Raw genomic sequence first — 19998 nt, forward strand, 5'->3', positions numbered from 1 at the left:
AACCTCCTCCACGGTATATGTGATATCCGTACCGCCGTTCTTCTTTGCAAGGTCTGTCCACTCATGCTTCCAGTTATTTCCTGCATTCAGTTCAATCTCTGCTCCCTTTGGAACGTCGTTTGCCTTCAGCTGCACTTTGACAGAGCCCGGTCTCTTGCCATCCTGGTTATTCGAATCAGCCCACTTCTTTTTAACCTTGATACTCGTTGATTCTGGAGTGTACTTGTTCGTGATCGTAAAGCCAGTCTTGGCATCACCTGTTACACTTGCTGTGTAACCGTCCGGTACGTTAACCTCCTCCACGGTATATGTGATATCTGTACCGCCGTTCTTCTTTGCAAGGTCTGTCCACTCGTGCTTCCAGTTATTTCCTGCATTCAGCTCAACTTCTTCCTGAACATTGCCATCTGCCTTCAGCTGTACCTTGACAGAGTCCGGTCTCTTGCCGTTTTGGTTCTCCGAATCGTCCCACACCTTGGCAACACTTATACTCGTCGTTTCTGGTCCTGGTGCAGTATTTGATACTGTAATATCTACATATCGTCTCTCACTGCTTCCGATGCACTTCTGATGGATTTCTGATGCGTCATGAGGACGACTCACATGATAAGCCACTATGCTTCCACGGAATCCGCCTACCTGCACAACGGTTGCTTTCGGTGCAAAAATCATTCCGGCAGCTACGTTATCAATCCTTATCTCACCTGTATATGGAACAAATGTCTTGCCATCGGATGTTTTCTGAACAAAATTATAAATAACATGAGATCCAATTCTTGGATATCCATCATTAGAATCCGCAGTTTCTCCATCAATTTTAATCTGCGTTAAGGTATACGATTCCTTATTTGTTGCATCAATATTGATCAGTAAGTATTCGTCGTCTTTCTCATCATCTTTCAGCAGGTCCTTTATAGCATCGCCATTTTGTATTGAATTTTCACCAAACCCTAAATTATTATTTTCCAGATCGCTCTTAAGATTTCCGAATTTACTTATAACATTAAGAACATTGAAATTCGTCTTACCTGTCGTTGTTCCTCTTTTCGCATCTGCAAGTCGTATGGATTCTTGTGCAAATACGCAATTTAAATCATCCTCATTTTGTCCAAGATTTTCCTTTAATTTCGTTCTGCGCTCAAATTCCTCTGCTCCTAAATGATGAATATATGTATCCGTTTTATCACCAGCAAGGCCTCTATAATCCTTTAAGCGAATACTATTTGTTCCATCAGCATGCTTAATCCAAAGGTACTTATTTTGACTCGCATCCGCATTAATCTGATTATTATCGTCCACATATATATCGTCTGCGTAGTCTGATCCTAAATATGTATGAAAGCCTTTTTCTCCAAAATATTTCATCGCTCCATACTGATCAGCACGATTAATAACGTTAATGTAATTACCAAATTCTCCTTTATCGCTTTCAATCTCATTCGGCATCGAACTGTTTTCAGGGTTTTCATATGCTACAGAATACTTTTTATTTCCATCCGCATCATAAAAAGCATCTTTTGATGGATTTTCCTTATCATCGATTTCATACACATAAAGTGAATGATCTGCTAATACATTAAATAAACTCGGATTGTCAGCACGTCTGATACAGATACTTCCCGATGATTCATTTGCCGGTACAGTTACCGTAACATCAGAAATGCCGGCTTCTTTATTCGTTCCATTCGAATCCGAATAGAAACCCATCTTAAATTTCCGAGACGCACTCGAAACATCGGATACTTTTTTAGTAATCGTAATACTCTGTATTTCGTTTTGCGTCACTAATCTCTGCTGAGCATTCAACTCGTTATTACCAGAATCATTAAACGTATCAACAACGATAGACCCCTCCAGATGGTCACTCGTATTATCTAATACGCTTGCATATATCGCAGTATGTCCAGCCAGCCCTAACTTATCCTTGAACGACTTTACTGAAATAGTCTGACTGCCTTCCCATGAAGCAGCATTATTCAAACCGCCTGCCGAAAAAGCAAATACACAGAAGGACTCTACACCGAATGTCACTTCATCTTTCGACTCGGCAACTTCCTTTTCTTCGTCTTCTTTCTCCTCTTCATCTACGGTCGCGATCTTCGCTTCGGTGTCGAGGGTCACCTTTGCCTTCTTGACGTCTTCGACCTTGATGTCGTCTGCGCTGAGGTCGGTCATGTCCGCGGTGGTGCGCTGACCGTCCTTCGCTGCGTTCTCCTTCACTTCATCCTTGACCGGGAGGTGCTTGATGACCACATTGTCCGCGTCGGAAGCACCGAGCTCACCTGCGAGCTGGCCGCCAAGGAAGGAAACCTTCACGCTGACGTCCTCGCCCGGCTGGTACTCATACTCCTGGCCGTCTTCGTCATGGCCGATGAAGGCGATGTCATAGAGCAGGGTATTCTCGTTGCTGTGCTTCTCGATTTCAGAAGCCGATGCCTTCGCCGCATCATCGAGTGCAGTCATGTAGGCATCGTAATTCTGGTCCTCATCGGTCACTTCCTGCACGCGGAGCTCAACGCCCTCCGGCAGGTCCTTCTTGAGGTCCACAACGACCTTAATCTTTCCTTCTTCGATGTACTCGGCGTGACCGCTCCCCTTCGTCTCCGGCGCGCAGTAAACGAGCAGGATCTCGCTGTCCTCCTCGAACGCAGTCCAGTTCTCGCCGTCCATCGTGTACTCATATACGGTGTGCTCATCCTCGTCCGTCGTCTTGCGAATCGCGCGGATGATGTCGCCGTCCAGGGTCGCTTCCTTATATGTATAGTTCTTCGAATAGGTTCTCAGCAGTCCGAAGAGGCGGGTGCCGGTGAGCTTACGAATGTTTCTGACCGGTGCCTTCTCGCTGTCATCAAGCGTAAGCACGCCGTCCTGATCGAAGGAAACCTTCACGTCTGCATACTTCTCGTCGATGTCTTCGCCGTCTTCGTCAACGACATGGAAGCTGAGCTTCACCTTCTTCGCCGCCTCAGTGCTCTCCGGAACGGTCGTCTCCTCGACGGTGGTCTCCGGAATCGACTCGAGGCTCTCGGCTAGTGTTGTTTCAACTGCGCCGGTTTCTACTGCACTTTCGCCCGGTGCTGTGGATCCTGCGTCTGCACCGCCCGCAGTGATGCCGGCACTAGAAGCAGCGGTAGATGTGCCGCCCGAAACATTGGCATCCGAACCTGCGACTGCGCCGCCGGTGATATCCGTCGCTGCGCCGGTAGTTTCGATTTCTGTCGATGCTGCACTGGTCTCCAGCACGATCATATTGCTCTTCTCAGCAACAGAAGGAGCCCCGGTGTTCTCCGAGGTATCCGAGCCCACTGTACCAGAAGCACTGGTGTTCGATGCGTCACTTACGTTCTCTGCACCAGAAACCACACCGGTATTCTCCATACCGGAAGCAACGGTGGAAGAGGCGCTGTCGGAAGCGGCATTTCCAGAAGCATCCGTGGTGCTGTCGGTGTCATCGGCATCGATCACTGGTTTTTCGGCATCACCCTGTTCAGATGATGCCCCCCCCAACTTCCGAATTTTCGGCATCTGCGGATGCGTCCGCAGATGCGGCCTCAGCCTCGTAGCTGGCGTCCGCCTGCTCTACGGCGATGCCATCCGTCGCGGAATACGCCGGCAGCACGTTCGATGTCACCATCATGCCCGCCAGCATAAGCGCTGTGAAACGTTTTTTCAGATGAATCCTCATTTTCTTCTCCCCCAAGATGAAATCTTAAATATACTGAAAAATCTGATGCAGAACTTTAATTCTTACGATTTTCTTACAGAGATTCTGACTCAAACTTAATATATGCCCCTCGCGCGGCCAGTTCAATATATAAACCGGTTTTCGTACACGTTTTCGTAACTTTCGTGGTTTCGTTGCATTTTCGCTAAAATTTTCGTCATTTTTCTATGTCTTTAGTGAATTAATGACAATATTTATAAAACTGTTGGTTATAAAAAAAACGGGCAGTTGGGGAGCATGGCAGAAGCATTTCTCCTGTCGGCAGTAAGATCTTTTAGAATTCACAAAACAAACACAGCTTCCTATTATAAATAGTGCATCATTGCGAATCGGACGAAGCATGAACGGAATTTTAATAAAGCCTTAAGAGGAAAGAAATGGAACTGTTCGCCTCTGCGTGGTATCTTATAGTTCGCTTGATTTTATCGTCGGCTGTCTGGCTGCGGAAGCGCAGTGAGGAGCATGAGGATAAGCTTGTGTCAGGCTTCGCAACAGAGAAATGGATTTACGGAATAACCAAAGGAGAACTACATGAAGAAGAAATTAACATACACACTGCTGATGGCGATGATGGCACTGTCTCTTTCTGCCTGTGGCGGTAAGAAGGACGGAAAGCAGGAGACGGTCGAGGGTACGATCGCGACTGATGACATGAGCGACTTCTATGCGACTATTCAGAAGGCGGACGGTAATCAGCTGACCGTCGAGCTCGATGATGGCAGCAGCATCACGGTCGACCTCTCAGAGGCACACACGAATCCGGCATGGAGCTGGATGCCGGGTGACGAGGTCGACATCTACTACGCCGGCGAGGGTGACCCGACGGATGGCATGAAGGTCGCAGAGGTTCAGATGGATGTACCGTACGAGAACACCAACTCCGACTTCTCCGAGAACACCCAGGTGTACGGCGAGATCACGGCACTGACCGACGACTCTATCACCGTACGTGAGGAGGAAGGCAGAAACGAAGAGGACGGCCCGCAGGACGGCACCGAGTACACCTTCAAGCGCGCGAGCTATGGTTTCGATATCGGTGAGCCGGCGGTCGGCACATACGCACAGATCCTCTATATCGGCGAGCTCGGCGCAGATGACGCCACCTGCTTCCGCGTCCTGACCGACGACATGATGGACGACCCTGCTTCTGACATTTACGCCGTACAGGGCACCCTCACGAAGCTTGAGGACGACGTCGTTTACCTCCAGTGTGACGACGCCACCGAGTTCAAGTTCAGCGTCAGCGGCGACGACCAGCTCCTCTCCGACGCCACCGCAGCCGTTGGCAAGAAGGTCAAGATAAGCTTCGTGGACTCCCTCCGCATGCGTGTCGCAACCGCCGACACCATCACCGTCGTGGAGTAAGCTGAAAACAGAAAATAATCCATATGAAAGATCGAGCCCTACCTCTGAAGAGGTAGGGCTCTTTTCGCTCGTAAATCTGTGGATGTGGAAAAAGCTGATCGTTCAGGCTATACGTCATATTTCGCCCTGAGATCCGCCAGTGCCTCTCTCGCCGGGCGCGTTTTTCCTTCTGCAACCTGCTTTTCTGAAATCTCAAGTTCTGCGTTTCTTCTATGACTATGCGGGTAGTGGTAGAACTCCATGTCCTTCACGCCGTCCGGGAGGTACTGCTGCTCGACCCAGTTGCCTGGGAAGTCGTGCGGGTACTTGTAGCCGACGCCGCGGTTCAGCTTGCTGCTGGCCTTGTAGTGGGCGTCCTGCAGGTAGGATGGGATCGGGAGGTTGCCGGAGTGCTGCACCTCCTGCATGGCCTCGAAGATCGCGGCGGAGCAGGCGTTCGACTTCGGTGCGGAGGCAACGTAGGTCGCGGCCTGGGCCAGGATGATCTGGGATTCCGGCATGCCGACACGTTCCACCGCCAGGAACGCGTTGGTCGCAACCACTGCCGCCATGGGGTCTGCATTGCCCACGTCCTCGGAGGCGCAGATCACGATGCGGCGGGCGATGAACTTGATGTCTTCGCCGGCGGAGAGCATGCGGGCCAGGTAATAGACGGCGGCGTCCGGGTCGGAGCCGCGCATGGACTTGATGAAGGCGCTCACAGTGTCGTAGTGGTTGTCGCCGTCCTTGTCGTAGCGCACCGCGCGCTTCTGGATGCACTCGGAGGCGACGTCGAGGGTGATGTGAATGCGGCCGTCCGGATCGCGGTCGGTGGTGAGGACCGCTAGCTCGATGGCGTTCAGCGCCGCGCGGGCGTCGCCGTTTGCAGCATCAGCGAGGAACTCACGTGCGTCGTCGTCGATCCAGGCATGGAAGGAGCCGACGCCCTTCCGCGTGTCCGTGAGAGCGCGATCGATGAGGGTCGCGATGTTCTCGCGGGAGAGTGGCTTCAGCTCGAAGATGCGCGAGCGGGAGATCAGCGCGCCGTTGACCTCGAAGTACGGGTTCTCGGTGGTCGCGCCGATGAGGATGACGGTGCCGTCCTCGACGAACGGGAGGAGGTAATCCTGCTGCGCCTTGTTGAAGCGGTGGATCTCGTCGATGAAGAGGATGGTCTTCCGACCATAGCCGCCGTGGTTCTGCTTCGCGCGGGCGATGACCTCCTCGAGGTCCTTCTTGCCGGCGATGGTGGCGTTTACCTGCTCGAAGTCAGCCTTCGTGGTGTGCGCGATGACCTGCGCGAGGGTCGTCTTGCCGGTGCCCGGCGGGCCGTAAAAGATGAGGGAGCCGAGCTTGTCGGCGCGGATCGCGCGGTAGAGCAGGGTGCCCGGGGCGATGATCTGCTCCTGGCCGACGATGTCGTCGAGGGTTTCCGGGCGCATGCGGGAGGCCAGCGGCGCGTCGGACTCCTTCTGCTTCTCCGCCATATACTCAAATAAATCCATGGTTACGCTTCTTCCGGCCAGGACTGTGGCTTTGTGCGGTCCGGGATCACCTCGATCCAGTAGCCGTCCGGGTCCTCGACGAAGTAGATGCCCATCGGGGCGTTCTCGAAGCAGACGCAGCCCATCTTCGTGTGGAGGTCGTGCGCTTCCTTGATGTTCGGAGTGCGGAGCGCGAGGTGGAACTCCTGCTCGCCGAGGTCATAGGCCTCGGTGCGGTCCTTGAGGTAGGTGAGCTCCAGACGGAAGCTCGTGGTGTTGTCGCCGAGGAAGGCGAGGGTGAAGTTCGGGCGGTCGTTGACCTCGACCGGCTCGAGACCGAAGGCTTCCTTATAGAACTTGAGGGAGCGGTCCAGGTCCTTGACGTTAAAGTTGAAGTGGTTGAATGCAAAGGTGTTATTCATCGTTTTTCCTCTATGGTGTCTATGCATGTCGCCCGCGGGTTTCGGTGGCCGCGCGGGCGGAGTGAACGGAGCTGCATGGCCGCAGGCACGCAGATGTGCGAGCGGGTGCAGGATGTAAGCATTGGCCGCGATCAGCCCTGGCTGCCCAGGATGAAGTCGAACTTCGTGATGACGCCGTCGTCGTCGAAGGTCGGATTCAGGATGCCGATGTGCGGCAGGAAGTGGTAGGCGTCGGTGACCAGCGCGTCCGGAAGCTTCTTATCGATGTAGTGCATCCATGCGCGGTTGCTGATCTTCACGGTGACGTCGGTGCTGTCGCCCTCCGGTGTGTCGGAGCTGTGCGAATAGTACGCCTTCGCCGCGAAGGTCGAGTAGTCGCCCGTCTTCTGCCGGTCGGCGGTCTGGATAACCACCATCGCCTTCGGGTGCTGCTGGAACAGGGTCACGAGGTCGGAGGCCCTGCGGCCGCTTGCGTCCACGGCGATGCCGTCCGGTGTCGTGGTGTCCTTCAGCATCTTTCCGTCGGCACCGACGTAGTAAGTATCCTCGATCCAGACGTCGGTGAGCATCCGACCGGTCTCGTCGAAAAAGTACCAGTCGTCGTCCGACTGCTGCCAGCCGGTCTGCATCACGCCATCCGCGTCGAAGAAGTAGGTGTCGCGGTCGATTTCTGTGAGCCCGGTCGCGCGGTAGCCCGCCTCGTCGAAGTAATACTTCTGGTCGTCGATGGTCTGCCAGCCGGTCACGAAGCGGCCATCCTCGTCGAGGTACTGCACGCCGTCGGCGGTTTCATGCCAGTCGTTCAGCGAGTACTTGTCCGGGTCGAGCCGGATTTCGTAGCTCTGCGTGAAGCTGCTGCCTGCCTCGCCGTCCCGCGCGATCGCGTGGGCGGTCACGGTGTAGCGGCCGCTGTAGCTGAGCTCGGCCGGGGTGGCATACTCGATCGTCTCCGGCGTCGTGCTGTCACCGTCCCGCTGGATCGTGTAGCGGATCGGATCGCCGGCGTCGGTGCTCAGCTTCACGCTGACCGGATCGCTGAAGTCGCCGCTCTCCGGGTCGAAGTGAACCGTCGGGTCCAGCGCCTCGAGCTCGTCCTTCAGCGCGCTGCTGTCCGGGTAGTCTGCGAGGCTGCTCTTCAGGAGTGCCACGGCCTCGGCGTGGTGTCCGGCGTCTGCGTAGGCGTCGGCGGCGTGGAGATAGATTTCCTCACTCTGCACACCGTAGCCGAACAGCTGCTGGTAGGCCGCTGCGGCCGTCGTATAGTCGGCAGCTGCGTATGCTTTCTCCGCCTGTCTGCGGATCCGGCTTTCCTTCGTGGCTGGCATCTGGTACCATCCCGCCAATGCTACGGCCACGACGGCGATCACTGCGATCGCGACTTTCACAAACCGCTTCGCGCTGTGCGCGTGTGCCGCGGAAGCGGTGTCGGTGGTGACGTCGCTCACGCCCAGCATCTGGTCGACACGATCATAATCGTTGAGCGGAGTGATGGTTGCCGTGTGCTCGCCGTCAGCGGAGTCGGAATCCTCGGCGGTGGCGGTCTCAGAGTCTTCGTCAGAGTCATCAGCGGCGGGGTCGGAATCCGCGTCATCAGAGTCGTCAGTGTCAAGATCGTCGGAAGCGTCAGCATCGCTGTCGGGGGACTCGTCAGAATCTGTCTCATCGGAATCGAGGGACTCGTCGGAATCTGCCTCATCGGAATCAGCTTCTGTGTCATCGGCATCATCATCGAGATCAGCTTCTGTGTCATCGGCATCATCATCGATATCGTCATCGTCTGAATCATCTTCGGACTCTTCCTCGGACTCTTCCTCTGGATCATCCGGCAGATGATCCGCGATCGGGACCACCTCTGCGGTCTCAGAATCTTCGTCTGTTTCTTCGGTTGATTCCTCCTCGGAAGTTTCTTCGGTTTCCTCTACTGCTTCTGTTTCTTCAGATTCTGCTACTTCGTCCGTTGTTTCCTCAGTGGAAGCTTCCTCTGCTTCTACCAGCTCAACCTCATCGGAAGATTCGGTTGCTTCGGAAGTTTCTGCTTCTTCAGCAGATTCCTCTTCGGTAGCCGCTTCGTCTGTCGTTTTTTCGGTAGAAGCTTCTTCTGTCCCTTCTACGGCTTCCGTCGTTTCTGAAGTCTCTGACTCTTCTGCAACTTCCGTCTCTTCTGTCGAGTCTTCAGATGTATCCTCCGTTTCTACATCCGTAGTTTTCTCTTCAGTAGCTTCCGCTGTATCTTCTACAGTTTCAGTTTTCTCAGAGGATTCCGTTTCCTCTTCGGTTTCTTCTACAGGCTCAGCAACCTCAGAAGTCTCTGCTTCTTCCTCGTCATCGTCGAACATGTGGGTGCCGAGGGTTTTATGGGCGGCGAGGTTGAGAAGCTCCTGCTTCATCGCTTCTTCGAGTTCGGCGCGTTCTGCGTCCTTCTTCGCCTGGGCTTCGGCTTCTTCCTGTGCCTTACGCTCGGCCTCCGCTCTCGCCTCTTCCTCTTCACGGGCCTGACGCTCCGCTTCTTCACGGGCCTTGCGCTCTTCTTCCTCACGGCGGCGACGCTCCTCCGCCTCGAAGCGGAGGGCCTTCTTGTAAAACTCATCCAGGATCGCTTCGTCTTCCGCTGCCGGGTCGTAATCCTCGTCTTCCGAAGAAGCTTCTACAGCAAACGCTTTCGATGAAGCATCGCGTTTCCTTCCGAAGGAATCGCCGAAGTCTATATCGAAATCTGCGTCGATATCCTCACGCGCAGGCGTGTTTGCGGCATCTTCAGCATCTTCTTCCGAAGCATGCTCACCATCCTGCGTTACGCAAGGATCGGCCGCAGCGTCATCCGTGCCGAGATCGCCTTCATCAGCCGACGATGCAGCGCCTGCAGTGAGTGTTGAGGCTGCGCCATCTGCATTGAGGTCGCCTGCATTGGACGACGATGCGCCGGCGGCAGCAAGTGTCGAGGCTGCGCCATCCGCGTTGAGATCGCCTGCATTGGACGACGGGGTCTCTGCCATCTGATCGAGCTTCGCCGAAAGGTCGTCGCCGATGGTCGCCTTCTGACGGTCCCAGGCCGCGCGCACGGTTTCCGCGTTATAGACCGGAAGCGTCTCCGCTGAGCTCTCGAACTGCGCCTCGTAGTGGATCCGGACTAAGCCGTCAGCAAACAGCGCTCCGCAGTAAGGGCAGAACGACGCGCCATCCTGTATTTCTTTTCCACAGTTTGTACAAATCATAAATATGCCTTGTTCAGTGCGCTTCGCGGGATGCGAAGCAAATATATTTAGACAGTCCTTATTTTATTATACCAAATAATCGTAGAGATAGTTATTAAAATTATAGTGCAGGGAGGACGGCTGGGGCATAAAAACGTACAAAATTTGCCAGACAGTGTCTGGTAATTCTTATCGTACTGATTCACATAAAAAAGCCGGAAGGCAAGTAACTTACCTTCCGACTCTGTATAAGATCTGACTTAATGTCGCTTTTATTACTTAAGAGTAACCTTAGCGCCCTCAGCCTCAAGCTTAGCCTTGAGATCCTCAGCCTCTGCCTTCGGAGCAGCCTCCTTGAGAACCTTAGGTGCAGCCTCAACGGCCTCCTTAGCTTCCTTAAGGCCAAGACCAGTAGCCTCACGTACAACCTTGATAACCTTGATCTTGTTAGGACCAACATCAGTAAGCTCTACGTCGAACTCAGTCTTCTCCTCAGCTGGAGCTGCAGCAGCGCCAGCAGCAACAACAACACCTGCAGCAGCAGATACGCCAAACTCTTCCTCAACAGCCTTTACAAGGTCATTAAGCTCTACAACGGAAAGCTCCTTGATAGCTGCGATAAACTCTTCTGTAGTTAACTTAGCCATTTTAATTTCCTCCATTTGAAATTTTGTGCTCATGCACAGTTCAAAATAATTCTTTTATGTCTTGCAGTCGATACTGCGGTACTCACCACCTGTGAGTTCAGGTTCCTCCACACGCTTACGCGGCTTTGGATGTCCATCTGCTGATTAAGCAGCTGGCTCTGCGTTCTTCTCTGCCACCTGATTGATGACACGTGCGAAGTTCGCGATCGGGCTCTGCAGGGATCCGCAAAGTCTTCCGAGAAGCTCTTCTCTGGAAGGGATAGCTGCGAGTACCTTGACCTCGTTCTGATCGTAAAGCTTGCCCTCTGCTACAGCTGCCTTAAGCTCAAGCTTCGTAGCCTTCTCAGCAAACTTAGCGATGATTCTAGCTGCTGCTGCAGGATCATCCTTAGATACTGCAATAGCGGTAGGACCCTCAAGTACGCCGTCGAGCTGAGCGAAATCTGTACCCTCTGCTGCTCTCTTGATCAGGGTGTTCTTAAATACCTTGTAAGTAACACCAGCCTCTCTTAACTGCTTACGGAGCTCAGTATCCTGCTCAACCGTAAGTCCGAGATAATCAACGGCAGTAACAGCGACAGCGCCATCAAGGAGTGCCTTGATTTCGTCAACGATCGGCTGCTTTAATTCAACCTTTGCCATTTTCGGTTCTTCCTCCTTATAAGATTTTTTCGTATAAACCTTTACAAAAGGAAAACCCCATGCCAAAAGACACGGGGTTGAACAAACTAAAATCGTTTGTATCTTTCCTCGGCAGGCGTTCTGACTTACGGTGCGGACGCACCACCTGCTGTCTTCGGGTTAATACGCAGTGTATATTAACATCGGCTCACGCCGCTGTCAATACCCTATTTTGTCAAGATTAAGCACCGAACTGAACGGTATCCATCTTAACGCCAGGACCCATGGTAGAAGTCAGTGTAGCGGACTTCAGGTAGGTTCCCTTTAATGTAGCTGGTCTAGCCTTTACAATTGCGCTCATGATCGCATCAAGGTTCTCCTTGAGCTGCTCAGTTGTGAAGGAAGCCTTACCGATTGCTACGTGGAAGATGTTTGCCTTGTCAAGACGATACTCGACCTTACCAGCCTTAGTATCAGCGATTGCCTTGGTAACATCCATGGTAACAGTACCGGTCTTCGGGTTCGGCATTAAGCCCTTCGGTCCAAGTACACGACCGAGACGACCAACAACACCCATCATATCCGGAGTAGCGATGATTACATCGTAATCAAACCAGCCATCCTGGATCTTCGGAATAAGCTCCTCAGCTCCTACGAAATCTGCACCAGCTGCCTGAGCCTCATCGGCCTTAGCGCCCTTTGCAAATACGAGGATTCTTACCTTCTTACCTGTGCCGGCTGGAAGGACGACAGAACCACGAACCTGCTGGTCTGCGTGACGTGAGTCACAACCAGTTCTGATATGGAGCTCGATGGTCTCGTCGAATTTTGCTGTTGCATTCTTCTTTACAAGCTCAAGTGCGTCAACCTCGGTGAACTTTACCGTTCTGTCAAAGCCCTGAGCGGCTGCTGTATATCTCTTACCTGTCTTCATAATCAGTTGACCTCCCTATTACTTCTCTACTTCAACGCCCATGGATCTGCAGGTACCTGCGATCATAGACATAGCAGCCTCAAGTGATGCAGCGTTAAGATCTTTCATCTTAGTCTCTGCGATCTTCTGGAGATCAGCCTTGCTGATGGTAGCAACCTTGTTCTTGTTTGGCTCACCGGAAGCCTTCTGCAGCTTGCATGCCTTCTTGATCAGAACGGCTGCTGGAGGAGTCTTCGTGATGAAGCTGAAGCTTCTATCTGCATAAACAGTGATCACTACAGGGATGATAACATCACCCTCGTTTGCTGTTCTTGCATTGAATTCCTTAGTGAATGCAACGATATTAACACCATGCTGGCCGAGAGCCGGACCTACTGGTGGAGCTGGAGTTGCTTTACCAGCTGGAATCTGTAACTTGATGTATCCTTCTACTTTCTTTGCCATATGAGGCACCTCCTTGTGGTAATTGCGGGGTAATCAGCAGATCTGATTAACCCTCCCATACTTCGTTATCTGAGTTTCTGAATCTCTCCGTAGGATAACTCTACCGGAGTTTCTCTGCCAAACATCTCAACCGAGATGGTAACAGTCTTCTTCTGATCATTGATCTCACTGATGACACCCACCGTATCCTTCCATGCACCGGAAGTAACATTTACGGTATCGCCGATCGCGAAATCTACAAGGACCTCCTGGGCTCTGTAGCCAAGTGCCTTGATCTCCTCTTCGGAAAGAGGTGTCGGCTCTGATCCTGGGCCGACGAATCCGGTTACGCCACGTGTATTACGCACTACGTACCAGGTTTCCTGATTCATTATCATGTTTACGAGAACATAGCCAGGGAACATCTTCTTATCAGACTTCTTCTCGACGCCGTTCTTCATCTCGATGACCGGCTGCATCGGTACGCTGACTTCGAAGATCAGATCCTGAAGACCACGGTTTTCGATCGTCTTTTCCAGATCCATCTTAACCTTGTTCTCATAGCCTGAGTAGGTATGTGCTACATACCAGCGAGCTGCAGGATTAATTTCTGACATAGTTTCCCCTTATCTGATGATAAAACCAAGTCCCGTCTTCATAATAAGATCAAGAACAGCAATAAGCGCTCCGACCAGGAGACTGACAACGATGGTTGCGGTGGTCTCCTTGATGATGTCCTGTCTCGTCGGGAAAATAATTTTGTTATATTCCGTCTTAAGACCCTTGAAGAAGTCCTGTAAACCGGAATTCTTCTTCTCGCTCATTACTTCGTCTCCTTATGAAGCGTGTGCTTCTTACAGAATCTGCAGTACTTACGAACTTCCATTCTCTCAGGATGATTCTTCTTCTCCTTCGTCGTGAAATAGTTTCTCTGCTTACACTCTGTACATGCTAATATAATCTTTGTACGCACGGCTCTTCACCTCCAATGATTCTTAACTTCGCATGACTACGAAATTAGTGCATAAAAAATAGGGCCTAGCCCTTGATTACGGGGCAACTATACCATGAAGCACCCTATGCGTCAAGCGTTTGCCGCCGGGCGTCCATTATTTATTTTTTCAAGAGTTTGATAGAAGTTCTATTGCATAGATTTAGAGAGCCGTATATACTTGAATCACAGGTATCTTACTATGTTATGTCCACCATCCTTCGGCCAATGTTTCCGGCGCGGCATCATCGCCCGCCTGAGCACCGAAGGCAATACTACGTCAGGAGGCCACCATGGATCTACGTCGTATCGAAAATATCATCCGTATCGCGGAGGAAAAGAATATCACCCGCGCAGCTGACAAGCTCTTCATCTCCCAGCCTGCGCTGAATCTGCAGCTGCTGAATCTCGAGAAGGAGCTCGGCACCAAACTCTTCTATCGTCGTGGTAACGAGTGGGCCATCACCGAGGCCGGCCGGATCTATGTCGATACCGCCCGGAAGATGATCGCCATGAAGAAGGACTGCTACTCCCGCATCTCCGATATCGCGAAGCTGCACAACGAGGAGATCGCGGTCGGTGCCGCCGGCGTCGAGGCTGACTACATGATGACCTCTTTATATAAGAAGTTTCACCGTCAGCACCCGACCGTCAAGCTGCAGCTCAACCTCATGAAGGGGCTGAAGGCACAGGAGCTCGTCAAAAACGGTACGATCGACCTCGGTATCATCCTCATGGGCGACAAGCAGAACTACCGCCTGCACTACGAGTTCCTCGCCGATGTCGAAATCATGCTCGCCGTCGCGAGCTCGAACCCACTGGCTTCGGAAACCATCATCGACGAGAGTGGCGATGAGGTCATCGACATCCGTCGCTTCCGTGATGTCCCGTTCTGCCTCGGCGCGAAGGACTCCACCGAGCGTATGGTCTCCGAGCAGGTCTTCGAGGAGGCCGGCTTCGAGCCAGACACCTACATGGATGCCGAGGGCATCAACTACCAGCTCGCCCTGGTCGCCGCCGACGAGTGTGCCGCGCTGATCAGCGCCTCACATCACACCACCATCCCGAAGGGCGTGAAGCTCATCCACCTCAGTACGCACCCGATGATGCACGCCGTCGCCGTCTACCGGAAGGACCGCTACACCTCGGAGCCGATGCTCGATCTGATCGAGCTGGCCCGCGACTACTGGACCCGCGTGAAGTGATCAGCGCTCGGAGCGGATCGCGAGCGCGAAGCAGTAGACCTCTTCCACTCCGGCCGCGAGCAGCGTCCGTGTACAGGATTCCATGGTGGCGCCGGTCGTGAAGATATCGTCGACCAGCAGCACCCGCCGGAGATCCTGCGGGATCGGCCCCGCGTAAAAGGCCGACATTAGATTTTTCAAACGTTCCGCCGCATTGAGCTCCTTCGATGCGGCGGTTTTTTTACGCCGGTAGAGTGCCGCTTCGTAAACCGGGAGGCCGAGCTCTGCGCCCATGACCTCGGCGAGCACGGTCGCCTGGTTGTAGCCACGCTTCCGCTTTCGGCTCGGGTGGACGGGCACCGGTACGATGGCGTCGATCTGCATGCGGCGAAGCTCCTCGCCTCGACGGCGTACGGCCTCCCGCCCGTAATAGTCGAGGAACTCGCGGGCACCGGTATACTTGATGCGGCTGATGGAGCGCGCCGCGACGTCGTCATAGCCGACGAGGGCGATGCTTCTCTTAAATAAGAAGCGATGGCGCTTACAGCTCTCGCAGAGCTCCTCGTCGTCGGCGAGGATTTCACGGCCGCAGATCTGGCAGGTCGGCTCTGTCAGGAAGTGAAGCTTGCGTTCACAGTCCGGACAGATCAGCGCGCCGCGCGGCGAGACGATCTCCTCACAGACCGGACAGCGGCGCGGAAAAAGAACCGACAGGAGCCACTGCTTCGCCGCGGACGTCCTGGTCGATCGAGCTGCCGATGTCGTCATCGGCGGATAGGCTGCTGCGGGTGTCGGAGGGATGTCCGCAGCGTGACTGCGTGCAGCCGGAGACATTGACCTCGGACCCGGGATAGCCGATTCAGAGTGAATTTTCGTCATGAGAGACCTCCTGGAGCCGCTCACCGAGGGAGGAATAGCGCTTCGCCTCGGACGCGTTGTGAAGCATCTGGTCGAAGATCGGCGGGTTGCCGACGAGGCAGACGCAGGACTTCGCGCGGGTGACGGCGGTGTAGAGCAGATTCCGGTTCATGAGCATGGATGGGCCCTGGTACATCGGGACGATGACCGCCGGGTACTCGGAGCCCTGGGACTTGTGGATCGTGATCGCGTAGGCGAGCTCGAGGCTCTCGCAGTCCTTGAAGGCGTACTCGACGAAGCGGTCGTCGAAGCGAACCGTCAGGTTCTGGGCGAAGCTGTTGATCTCAGTGATGATGCCGATGTCGCCGTTGAAGACGCCCTCGCCCTTCTCAGTCGGGATGCCGTAGCGGCCACGGATCTCCCAGATGAGGTTGTAGTCGTTTCGGATCTGCATGACCTTGTCGCCGACACGGAATAGGGTGCCTCCGATTTCCTTTTCCGTCTTGCGGCTGCTCTTCGGGTTCATCTGCTCCTGAAGGAGCTGGTTCAGACGCTCGACGCCGAGCGCGCCCTTCCGCTGCGGGGTCATGATCTGGATGTCGAAGGGATCCACGCCGAGGTAGCCTGGGAGCTTGTTCAGCACGAGGGCGGCGATGGCCGCGAAGATCTGATCCGGCGTCTGGCTCTTGATGAAAAGGAAGTCCTTCGAGCGCTTACTGAGGTCGACCGGCTCGCCTTCGTTGATCTTATGGGCGTTCACGACGATGTCCGACGCGGCGGCCTGGCGGAAGATGTGGCGGAGCTGGATGGTTCGGATCACGCCGGAGGCGATGATGTCGCGGAGGACATTACCGGCACCGACCGATGGCAGCTGGTTCGCGTCACCGACCATGATGAGGCGGGTGCCGCGGTGGATGGCCTTCAGAAGGGCGTTCATGAGGAAGATGTCGACCATGGACATCTCATCGATGATGACGACGTCGCACTCGAGTGGGTTGTTTTCATTGCGCTCGAAGTGACCACGCACCTGGTCGCCGTCCTCTCCGTCCTCGTCCGGGCGGCCCTGGTACTCGAGGAGGCGGTGGATCGTGGAGGCCGGCCAGCCGGTGGCCTCCGACATACGCTTCGCAGCACGGCCGGTCGGGGCACCGAGCAGGATGGTCTTTCCTTCGTCCGCGAACATGCGGATGATGGTGTTGATGGTCGTCGTTTTTCCGGTGCCCGGGCCGCCGGTGATGACGAGGAGGCCGGAGTGGCCGGCGGTGAGCACGGCGTCGCGCTGGAGCGGGTCGAGCTCGATGCCGTGCTTTTCTGTGATCTCATCGATGGTCAGCGCACGCTTCGCGTCGAGCTCCGCGTTTTCGACCGTGACGTTCAGATCCTTCAGCAGCGTCGCGACCTGGAGCTCTGTGTAGTAGATCGTGGCGCGGTAGACGTGGGTCGCCGGGTCTGCATGCAGCGCCGGATTCGCGTCGTAGACAGGGGCATCGGCATCGCCCGCATTGGCCGCGCTGTCCAGAAAATCGGAGATGCTGCGCGGACGGCTCGACTTCACCATGACGCGGCCCTTCATCTGGAGCTCGAGGAGGTACTGGTTCAGGTCCTGGATCGTGATGTTCAGAAGCGACTCAACGGAGGACCAGAGCTCCGGGAGCGGCAGGTAGCAGTGACCGTTGCCCTCTGCCATGCCGAGCGCGTACTGGATGCCGGACTCGATACGAAAGGCGGAGTCCTCCGCGATGCCGGCGTTCCGCGCGATCTCGTCGCAGGTCCGGAAGCCGAGGCCCTCGATATCCTCTGCGAGACGGTACGGGTTATCGCGGACGATGTCGTACATCTCGTTGCCGTAGCGGTTATAGATCTTGCCGGCGAGGTTGATGGAGATGCCGTACTTCTGGAGGAACATGACAGCGTCCTGCATGTCACGCTTCGCGTTCACGGAGGCCGCAATATCCATCGCCTTCCGCGCGGAGATGCCCTTGATCTCAGCGAGACGCTCCGGCTCCTCCTCGATGATGCGCATGGTATCGTCACCGAACTTCTTCACGATCCGGGAGGCCATCGCGGCACCGATACCCTTGATCGCGCCGGAGCCGAGGTAGCGCTCGACGGCTTCCTGAGTCTTCGGCGCGACGACCTGGTACTGGTCGATGACGAACTGGGTACCATAAATCTGGTGGGTGGCCTCGTGGCCATCCGCCTTGATATTCTCGCCTGCCTCGATGCCCGGTAGCGTACCGACGAGGGTGTAGGTCTTCCCCTCCATCACGCCCGTCATCACGGTGTAGCCCGTCGCCGGACTCTGGAAAATGATATGATCGATATAGCCCTCAAAATATTCCACGGTGTGTTCTCCCGAAAATGTAAACGTGTCGTGCCTGCTGAAGCCCTCACCGCCCGCCACCGCAGTTCCGTCGACTGCATTGGCCATACGAACGGTCGTCGGCTGAAGTCAATAAAAGGGCAGCCTGAATAAGGCTACCCCTGATGAATAAGATGTCAGTCCTCGTCGGTGTCACCGCTCGCGAAGTCGATGAACTTACCGGTGCCGATGGCGACCGCGGTGAGCGGGTCCTCGGCGAGTACGCAGTTGATGCCGGTCTTCTCCTGTAGAAGCTTATCGAGGCCATACAGGAGAGAGCCTCCACCAGTCATGACGATGCCGCGCTCATAGATGTCGGCAGCGAGCTCTGGTGGCGTGCGCTCGAGTACGTTATGCACAGCATTGACGATCATCATCGCCGGCTCCAGCAGCGCGTCCATGATCTCGTCCGAGCTCACGATGACGGTCTTCGGGAGAGCGGTCACGAGGTTGCGTCCGCGGACCTCCATGGTAACGTTCTCCGGGCGCTTGCTGGCGCAGCCGATGTTGACCTTGATATCCTCGGCGGTACGCTCACCGATGAGGAGATTATGCTTCTTCCGCATATAACGGAGGATGGCCTCATCGAAGTCGTCGCCGGCCACCTTGATGGACTCGGAAACGACCGGACCGTCCAGTGCGATCACGGCGATATCCGCGGTACCACCACCGATGTCGATGATCATGTTGCCCTGCGGCTTACTGATGTCGATGCCGGCACCGATGGCCGCCGCTACCGGCTCCTCGATGATCGTGACCTCACGGGCACCTGCGTGGTAAGCGGCATCCTCGACGGCCTTCTTCTCGACCTCGGTCGCACCACTTGGGATGCAGACAGAGATACGCGGCTTCCGGAGGGTACGCTTGCCGACGGCCTTCTGAATGAAGTACTTCAGCATCTTCTCCGTCAGGGTGTAGTCCGAGATGACGCCCTGGCGCAGCGGACGAACCGCCGAGATGTTCTCCGGGGTGCGGCCCAGCATGAGACGCGCGTCCTCACCGTACGCCAGCACGGTGTTCGTATCGCGGTTAACGGCCACCACGGACGGCTCCTTCAGAACGACGCCGCGGCCTTTTATATATACAAGGATGCTGGAGGTACCCAGATCAATGCCGATATCATTTGAAATCAGTGAAAACATGAAAAACTCCTACTATATAACGGTGTATAAAACGAAGCCCTGTCAGGATACGCAGCTCTCTGCGCTGCGCCACGCACGGTCGGTACCGTTTCCGATACCCGTCCGAAGAAATCCCGTCGAAGCTGCTCTCGTGAGCCACCCGGCTTATGGGCGCGCAGGGCGAATTTAGTAATTCAACATAGAATCTTCTATAGTATAATCGATGGCCCTCTGTTTTTAAAGTCAGAATTGTGGAGTTCGGGCACGAAAGAATCTCGTAAATGATCCTTTCGCTTCTGTTTAGACTTTGTTTAGATTCTTTAGAGTTCTTTTAGTCTGGCGACATACTTCAGTCACAAGTGCCCTGTATCATATATCATAGTTACAGAGATGTAACGAAGAAACGCTTTTCATACTCATACTCCGGAGTTGAAATACACTCCGGAGCCCCCTTCTAAAAAAACGGTCGCAAATGCTTACGATTCTTTATGAAAGACGGGGCGATGCACAAACGCTCCAGCAGATTCATGAAGCTCCATCGAGCATGACCGTTTTCCATATACTTCATAGGAGTTCGGCTCCCCCCTTGGCTGATCTCTTGACATAAAGCACAAACATGAAAATCCCGTCGAAGCGAAGAAGCTCCGGCGGGATTTTTCAGTTTGAGAGGATGTACGTAAGGGGGTCTGACC

The 19998-nt window shown here is 54.5% G+C and carries 17 protein-coding genes and 1 other annotated feature; of the genes, 2 read left to right on the forward strand and 15 right to left on the reverse strand.

The window, feature by feature from the left end; translation table 11 throughout:
* Positions 1 to 3525: Cna B-type domain-containing protein (locus ACK8P7_RS06130; protein WP_410043340.1), on the reverse strand; the 3525-nt coding region annotated here is incomplete at its 3' end.
* Positions 3488 to 3685, reverse strand: a complete 198-nt coding sequence (locus ACK8P7_RS06135; RefSeq protein WP_410043341.1) for a hypothetical protein — start codon at positions 3683 to 3685, stop codon at positions 3488 to 3490. The genes ACK8P7_RS06135 and ACK8P7_RS06130, both read right to left, overlap by 38 nt.
* Positions 3686 to 4255: 570 nt before the next feature.
* Here ACK8P7_RS06135 and ACK8P7_RS06140 point away from each other — a divergent pair.
* Complete coding sequence (locus ACK8P7_RS06140) at positions 4256 to 5089, forward strand: hypothetical protein (RefSeq protein ID WP_410043342.1); 834 nt, start codon at positions 4256 to 4258, stop codon at positions 5087 to 5089.
* A 107-nt stretch (positions 5090 to 5196) separates the two neighbouring features.
* On the opposite strand, the gene ACK8P7_RS06145 is transcribed toward ACK8P7_RS06140, so the two are convergent.
* The 10 genes from ACK8P7_RS06145 to rpmG all read right to left on the reverse strand — a co-directional run bounded on the left by ACK8P7_RS06145 (position 5197) and on the right by rpmG (position 13763).
* Complete coding sequence (locus tag ACK8P7_RS06145) at positions 5197 to 6573, reverse strand: replication-associated recombination protein A (protein ID WP_410043343.1); 1377 nt, start codon at positions 6571 to 6573, stop codon at positions 5197 to 5199.
* Positions 6574 to 6575: 2 nt separating this feature from the next.
* The gene (locus ACK8P7_RS06150) at positions 6576 to 6974 is read right to left on the reverse strand and encodes a VOC family protein (RefSeq protein WP_410043344.1); all 399 of its coding nucleotides are present in this window, start codon (positions 6972 to 6974) and stop codon (positions 6576 to 6578) included.
* A gap of 131 nt (positions 6975 to 7105) precedes the next feature.
* Complete coding sequence (locus ACK8P7_RS06155; RefSeq protein WP_410043345.1) at positions 7106 to 10186, reverse strand: zinc-ribbon domain-containing protein; 3081 nt, start codon at positions 10184 to 10186, stop codon at positions 7106 to 7108.
* 254 nt (positions 10187 to 10440) lie between these two features.
* Entirely contained in the window at positions 10441 to 10812 is a 372-nt protein-coding gene (gene rplL / locus ACK8P7_RS06160; RefSeq protein ID WP_410043346.1) for a 50S ribosomal protein L7/L12, read from the reverse strand.
* Between the two features lie 144 nt (positions 10813 to 10956).
* Positions 10957 to 11454, reverse strand: a complete 498-nt coding sequence (rplJ, locus tag ACK8P7_RS06165) for a 50S ribosomal protein L10 (RefSeq protein WP_410043347.1) — start codon at positions 11452 to 11454, stop codon at positions 10957 to 10959.
* A gap of 40 nt (positions 11455 to 11494) precedes the next feature.
* Positions 11495 to 11630: a sequence feature (ribosomal protein L10 leader region), on the reverse strand.
* 44 nt (positions 11631 to 11674) lie between these two features.
* On the reverse strand, positions 11675 to 12367 hold the full coding sequence (rplA, locus tag ACK8P7_RS06170) for a 50S ribosomal protein L1 (protein WP_410043348.1): 693 nt from the start codon (positions 12365 to 12367) through the stop codon (positions 11675 to 11677).
* Between the two features lie 18 nt (positions 12368 to 12385).
* Positions 12386 to 12811: a 50S ribosomal protein L11 gene (rplK, locus tag ACK8P7_RS06175; RefSeq protein WP_036606756.1), complete on the reverse strand. Its 426-nt coding sequence runs from the start codon at positions 12809 to 12811 to the stop codon at positions 12386 to 12388.
* A 65-nt stretch (positions 12812 to 12876) separates the two neighbouring features.
* Positions 12877 to 13407 carry a transcription termination/antitermination protein NusG gene (gene nusG, locus ACK8P7_RS06180; protein ID WP_410043349.1) on the reverse strand — a complete coding sequence of 177 codons (531 nt, stop codon included), beginning with the start codon at positions 13405 to 13407 and terminating at the stop codon, positions 12877 to 12879.
* 9 nt (positions 13408 to 13416) lie between these two features.
* Positions 13417 to 13614, reverse strand: a complete 198-nt coding sequence (gene secE, locus ACK8P7_RS06185) for a preprotein translocase subunit SecE (protein ID WP_410043350.1) — start codon at positions 13612 to 13614, stop codon at positions 13417 to 13419.
* Entirely contained in the window at positions 13614 to 13763 is a 150-nt protein-coding gene (gene rpmG, locus ACK8P7_RS06190; protein WP_410043351.1) for a 50S ribosomal protein L33, read from the reverse strand. Before rpmG ends, secE begins: the two co-directional genes overlap by 1 nt.
* A gap of 311 nt (positions 13764 to 14074) precedes the next feature.
* On the opposite strand from rpmG, the gene ACK8P7_RS06195 reads away from it, so the two are divergent.
* On the forward strand, positions 14075 to 14986 hold the full coding sequence (locus ACK8P7_RS06195) for a LysR substrate-binding domain-containing protein (protein WP_410043352.1): 912 nt from the start codon (positions 14075 to 14077) through the stop codon (positions 14984 to 14986).
* On the opposite strand, the gene ACK8P7_RS06200 is transcribed toward ACK8P7_RS06195, so the two are convergent.
* The 3 genes from ACK8P7_RS06200 to ACK8P7_RS06210 all read right to left on the reverse strand — a co-directional run bounded on the left by ACK8P7_RS06200 (position 14987) and on the right by ACK8P7_RS06210 (position 19327).
* A complete protein-coding gene (locus ACK8P7_RS06200; RefSeq protein ID WP_410043353.1) occupies positions 14987 to 15844 on the reverse strand; it encodes a double zinc ribbon domain-containing protein in 858 nt (285 codons plus the stop codon). It abuts the gene before it with no gap.
* Positions 15825 to 18167, reverse strand: a complete 2343-nt coding sequence (locus ACK8P7_RS06205; protein ID WP_410043354.1) for an ATP-dependent RecD-like DNA helicase — start codon at positions 18165 to 18167, stop codon at positions 15825 to 15827. Before ACK8P7_RS06205 ends, ACK8P7_RS06200 begins: the two co-directional genes overlap by 20 nt.
* 155 nt (positions 18168 to 18322) lie before the next feature.
* Positions 18323 to 19327, reverse strand: coding sequence for a rod shape-determining protein (locus ACK8P7_RS06210; protein WP_410043355.1), 1005 nt, complete (start codon positions 19325 to 19327; stop codon positions 18323 to 18325).
* Positions 19328 to 19998: the final 671 nt, after the last annotated feature.

The organism is Oribacterium sp. P9 (assembly GCF_046365365.1).
Classification (GTDB): Bacteria; Bacillota; Clostridia; order Lachnospirales; family Lachnospiraceae; genus Oribacterium.

Bases quoted from the DNA above. Each gene is read 5' to 3' on its own strand.
- ACK8P7_RS06135 (WP_410043341.1), bottom strand. From the start codon at position 3,685: ATGAGGATTCATCTGAAAAAACGTTTCACAGCGCTTATGCTGGCGGGC.
- ACK8P7_RS06140 (WP_410043342.1), top strand. From the start codon at position 4,256: ATGAAGAAGAAATTAACATACACACTGCTGATGGCGATGATGGCACTG.
- ACK8P7_RS06145 (WP_410043343.1), bottom strand. From the start codon at position 6,573: ATGGATTTATTTGAGTATATGGCGGAGAAGCAGAAGGAGTCCGACGCG.
- ACK8P7_RS06150 (WP_410043344.1), bottom strand. From the start codon at position 6,974: ATGAATAACACCTTTGCATTCAACCACTTCAACTTTAACGTCAAGGAC.
- ACK8P7_RS06155 (WP_410043345.1), bottom strand. From the start codon at position 10,186: ATGATTTGTACAAACTGTGGAAAAGAAATACAGGATGGCGCGTCGTTC.
- rplL (WP_410043346.1), bottom strand. From the start codon at position 10,812: ATGGCTAAGTTAACTACAGAAGAGTTTATCGCAGCTATCAAGGAGCTT.
- rplJ (WP_410043347.1), bottom strand. From the start codon at position 11,454: ATGGCAAAGGTTGAATTAAAGCAGCCGATCGTTGACGAAATCAAGGCA.
- rplA (WP_410043348.1), bottom strand. From the start codon at position 12,367: ATGAAGACAGGTAAGAGATATACAGCAGCCGCTCAGGGCTTTGACAGA.
- rplK (WP_036606756.1), bottom strand. From the start codon at position 12,811: ATGGCAAAGAAAGTAGAAGGATACATCAAGTTACAGATTCCAGCTGGT.
- nusG (WP_410043349.1), bottom strand. From the start codon at position 13,407: ATGTCAGAAATTAATCCTGCAGCTCGCTGGTATGTAGCACATACCTAC.
- secE (WP_410043350.1), bottom strand. From the start codon at position 13,614: ATGAGCGAGAAGAAGAATTCCGGTTTACAGGACTTCTTCAAGGGTCTT.
- ACK8P7_RS06195 (WP_410043352.1), top strand. From the start codon at position 14,075: ATGGATCTACGTCGTATCGAAAATATCATCCGTATCGCGGAGGAAAAG.
- ACK8P7_RS06200 (WP_410043353.1), bottom strand. From the start codon at position 15,844: ATGACGAAAATTCACTCTGAATCGGCTATCCCGGGTCCGAGGTCAATG.
- ACK8P7_RS06210 (WP_410043355.1), bottom strand. From the start codon at position 19,327: ATGTTTTCACTGATTTCAAATGATATCGGCATTGATCTGGGTACCTCC.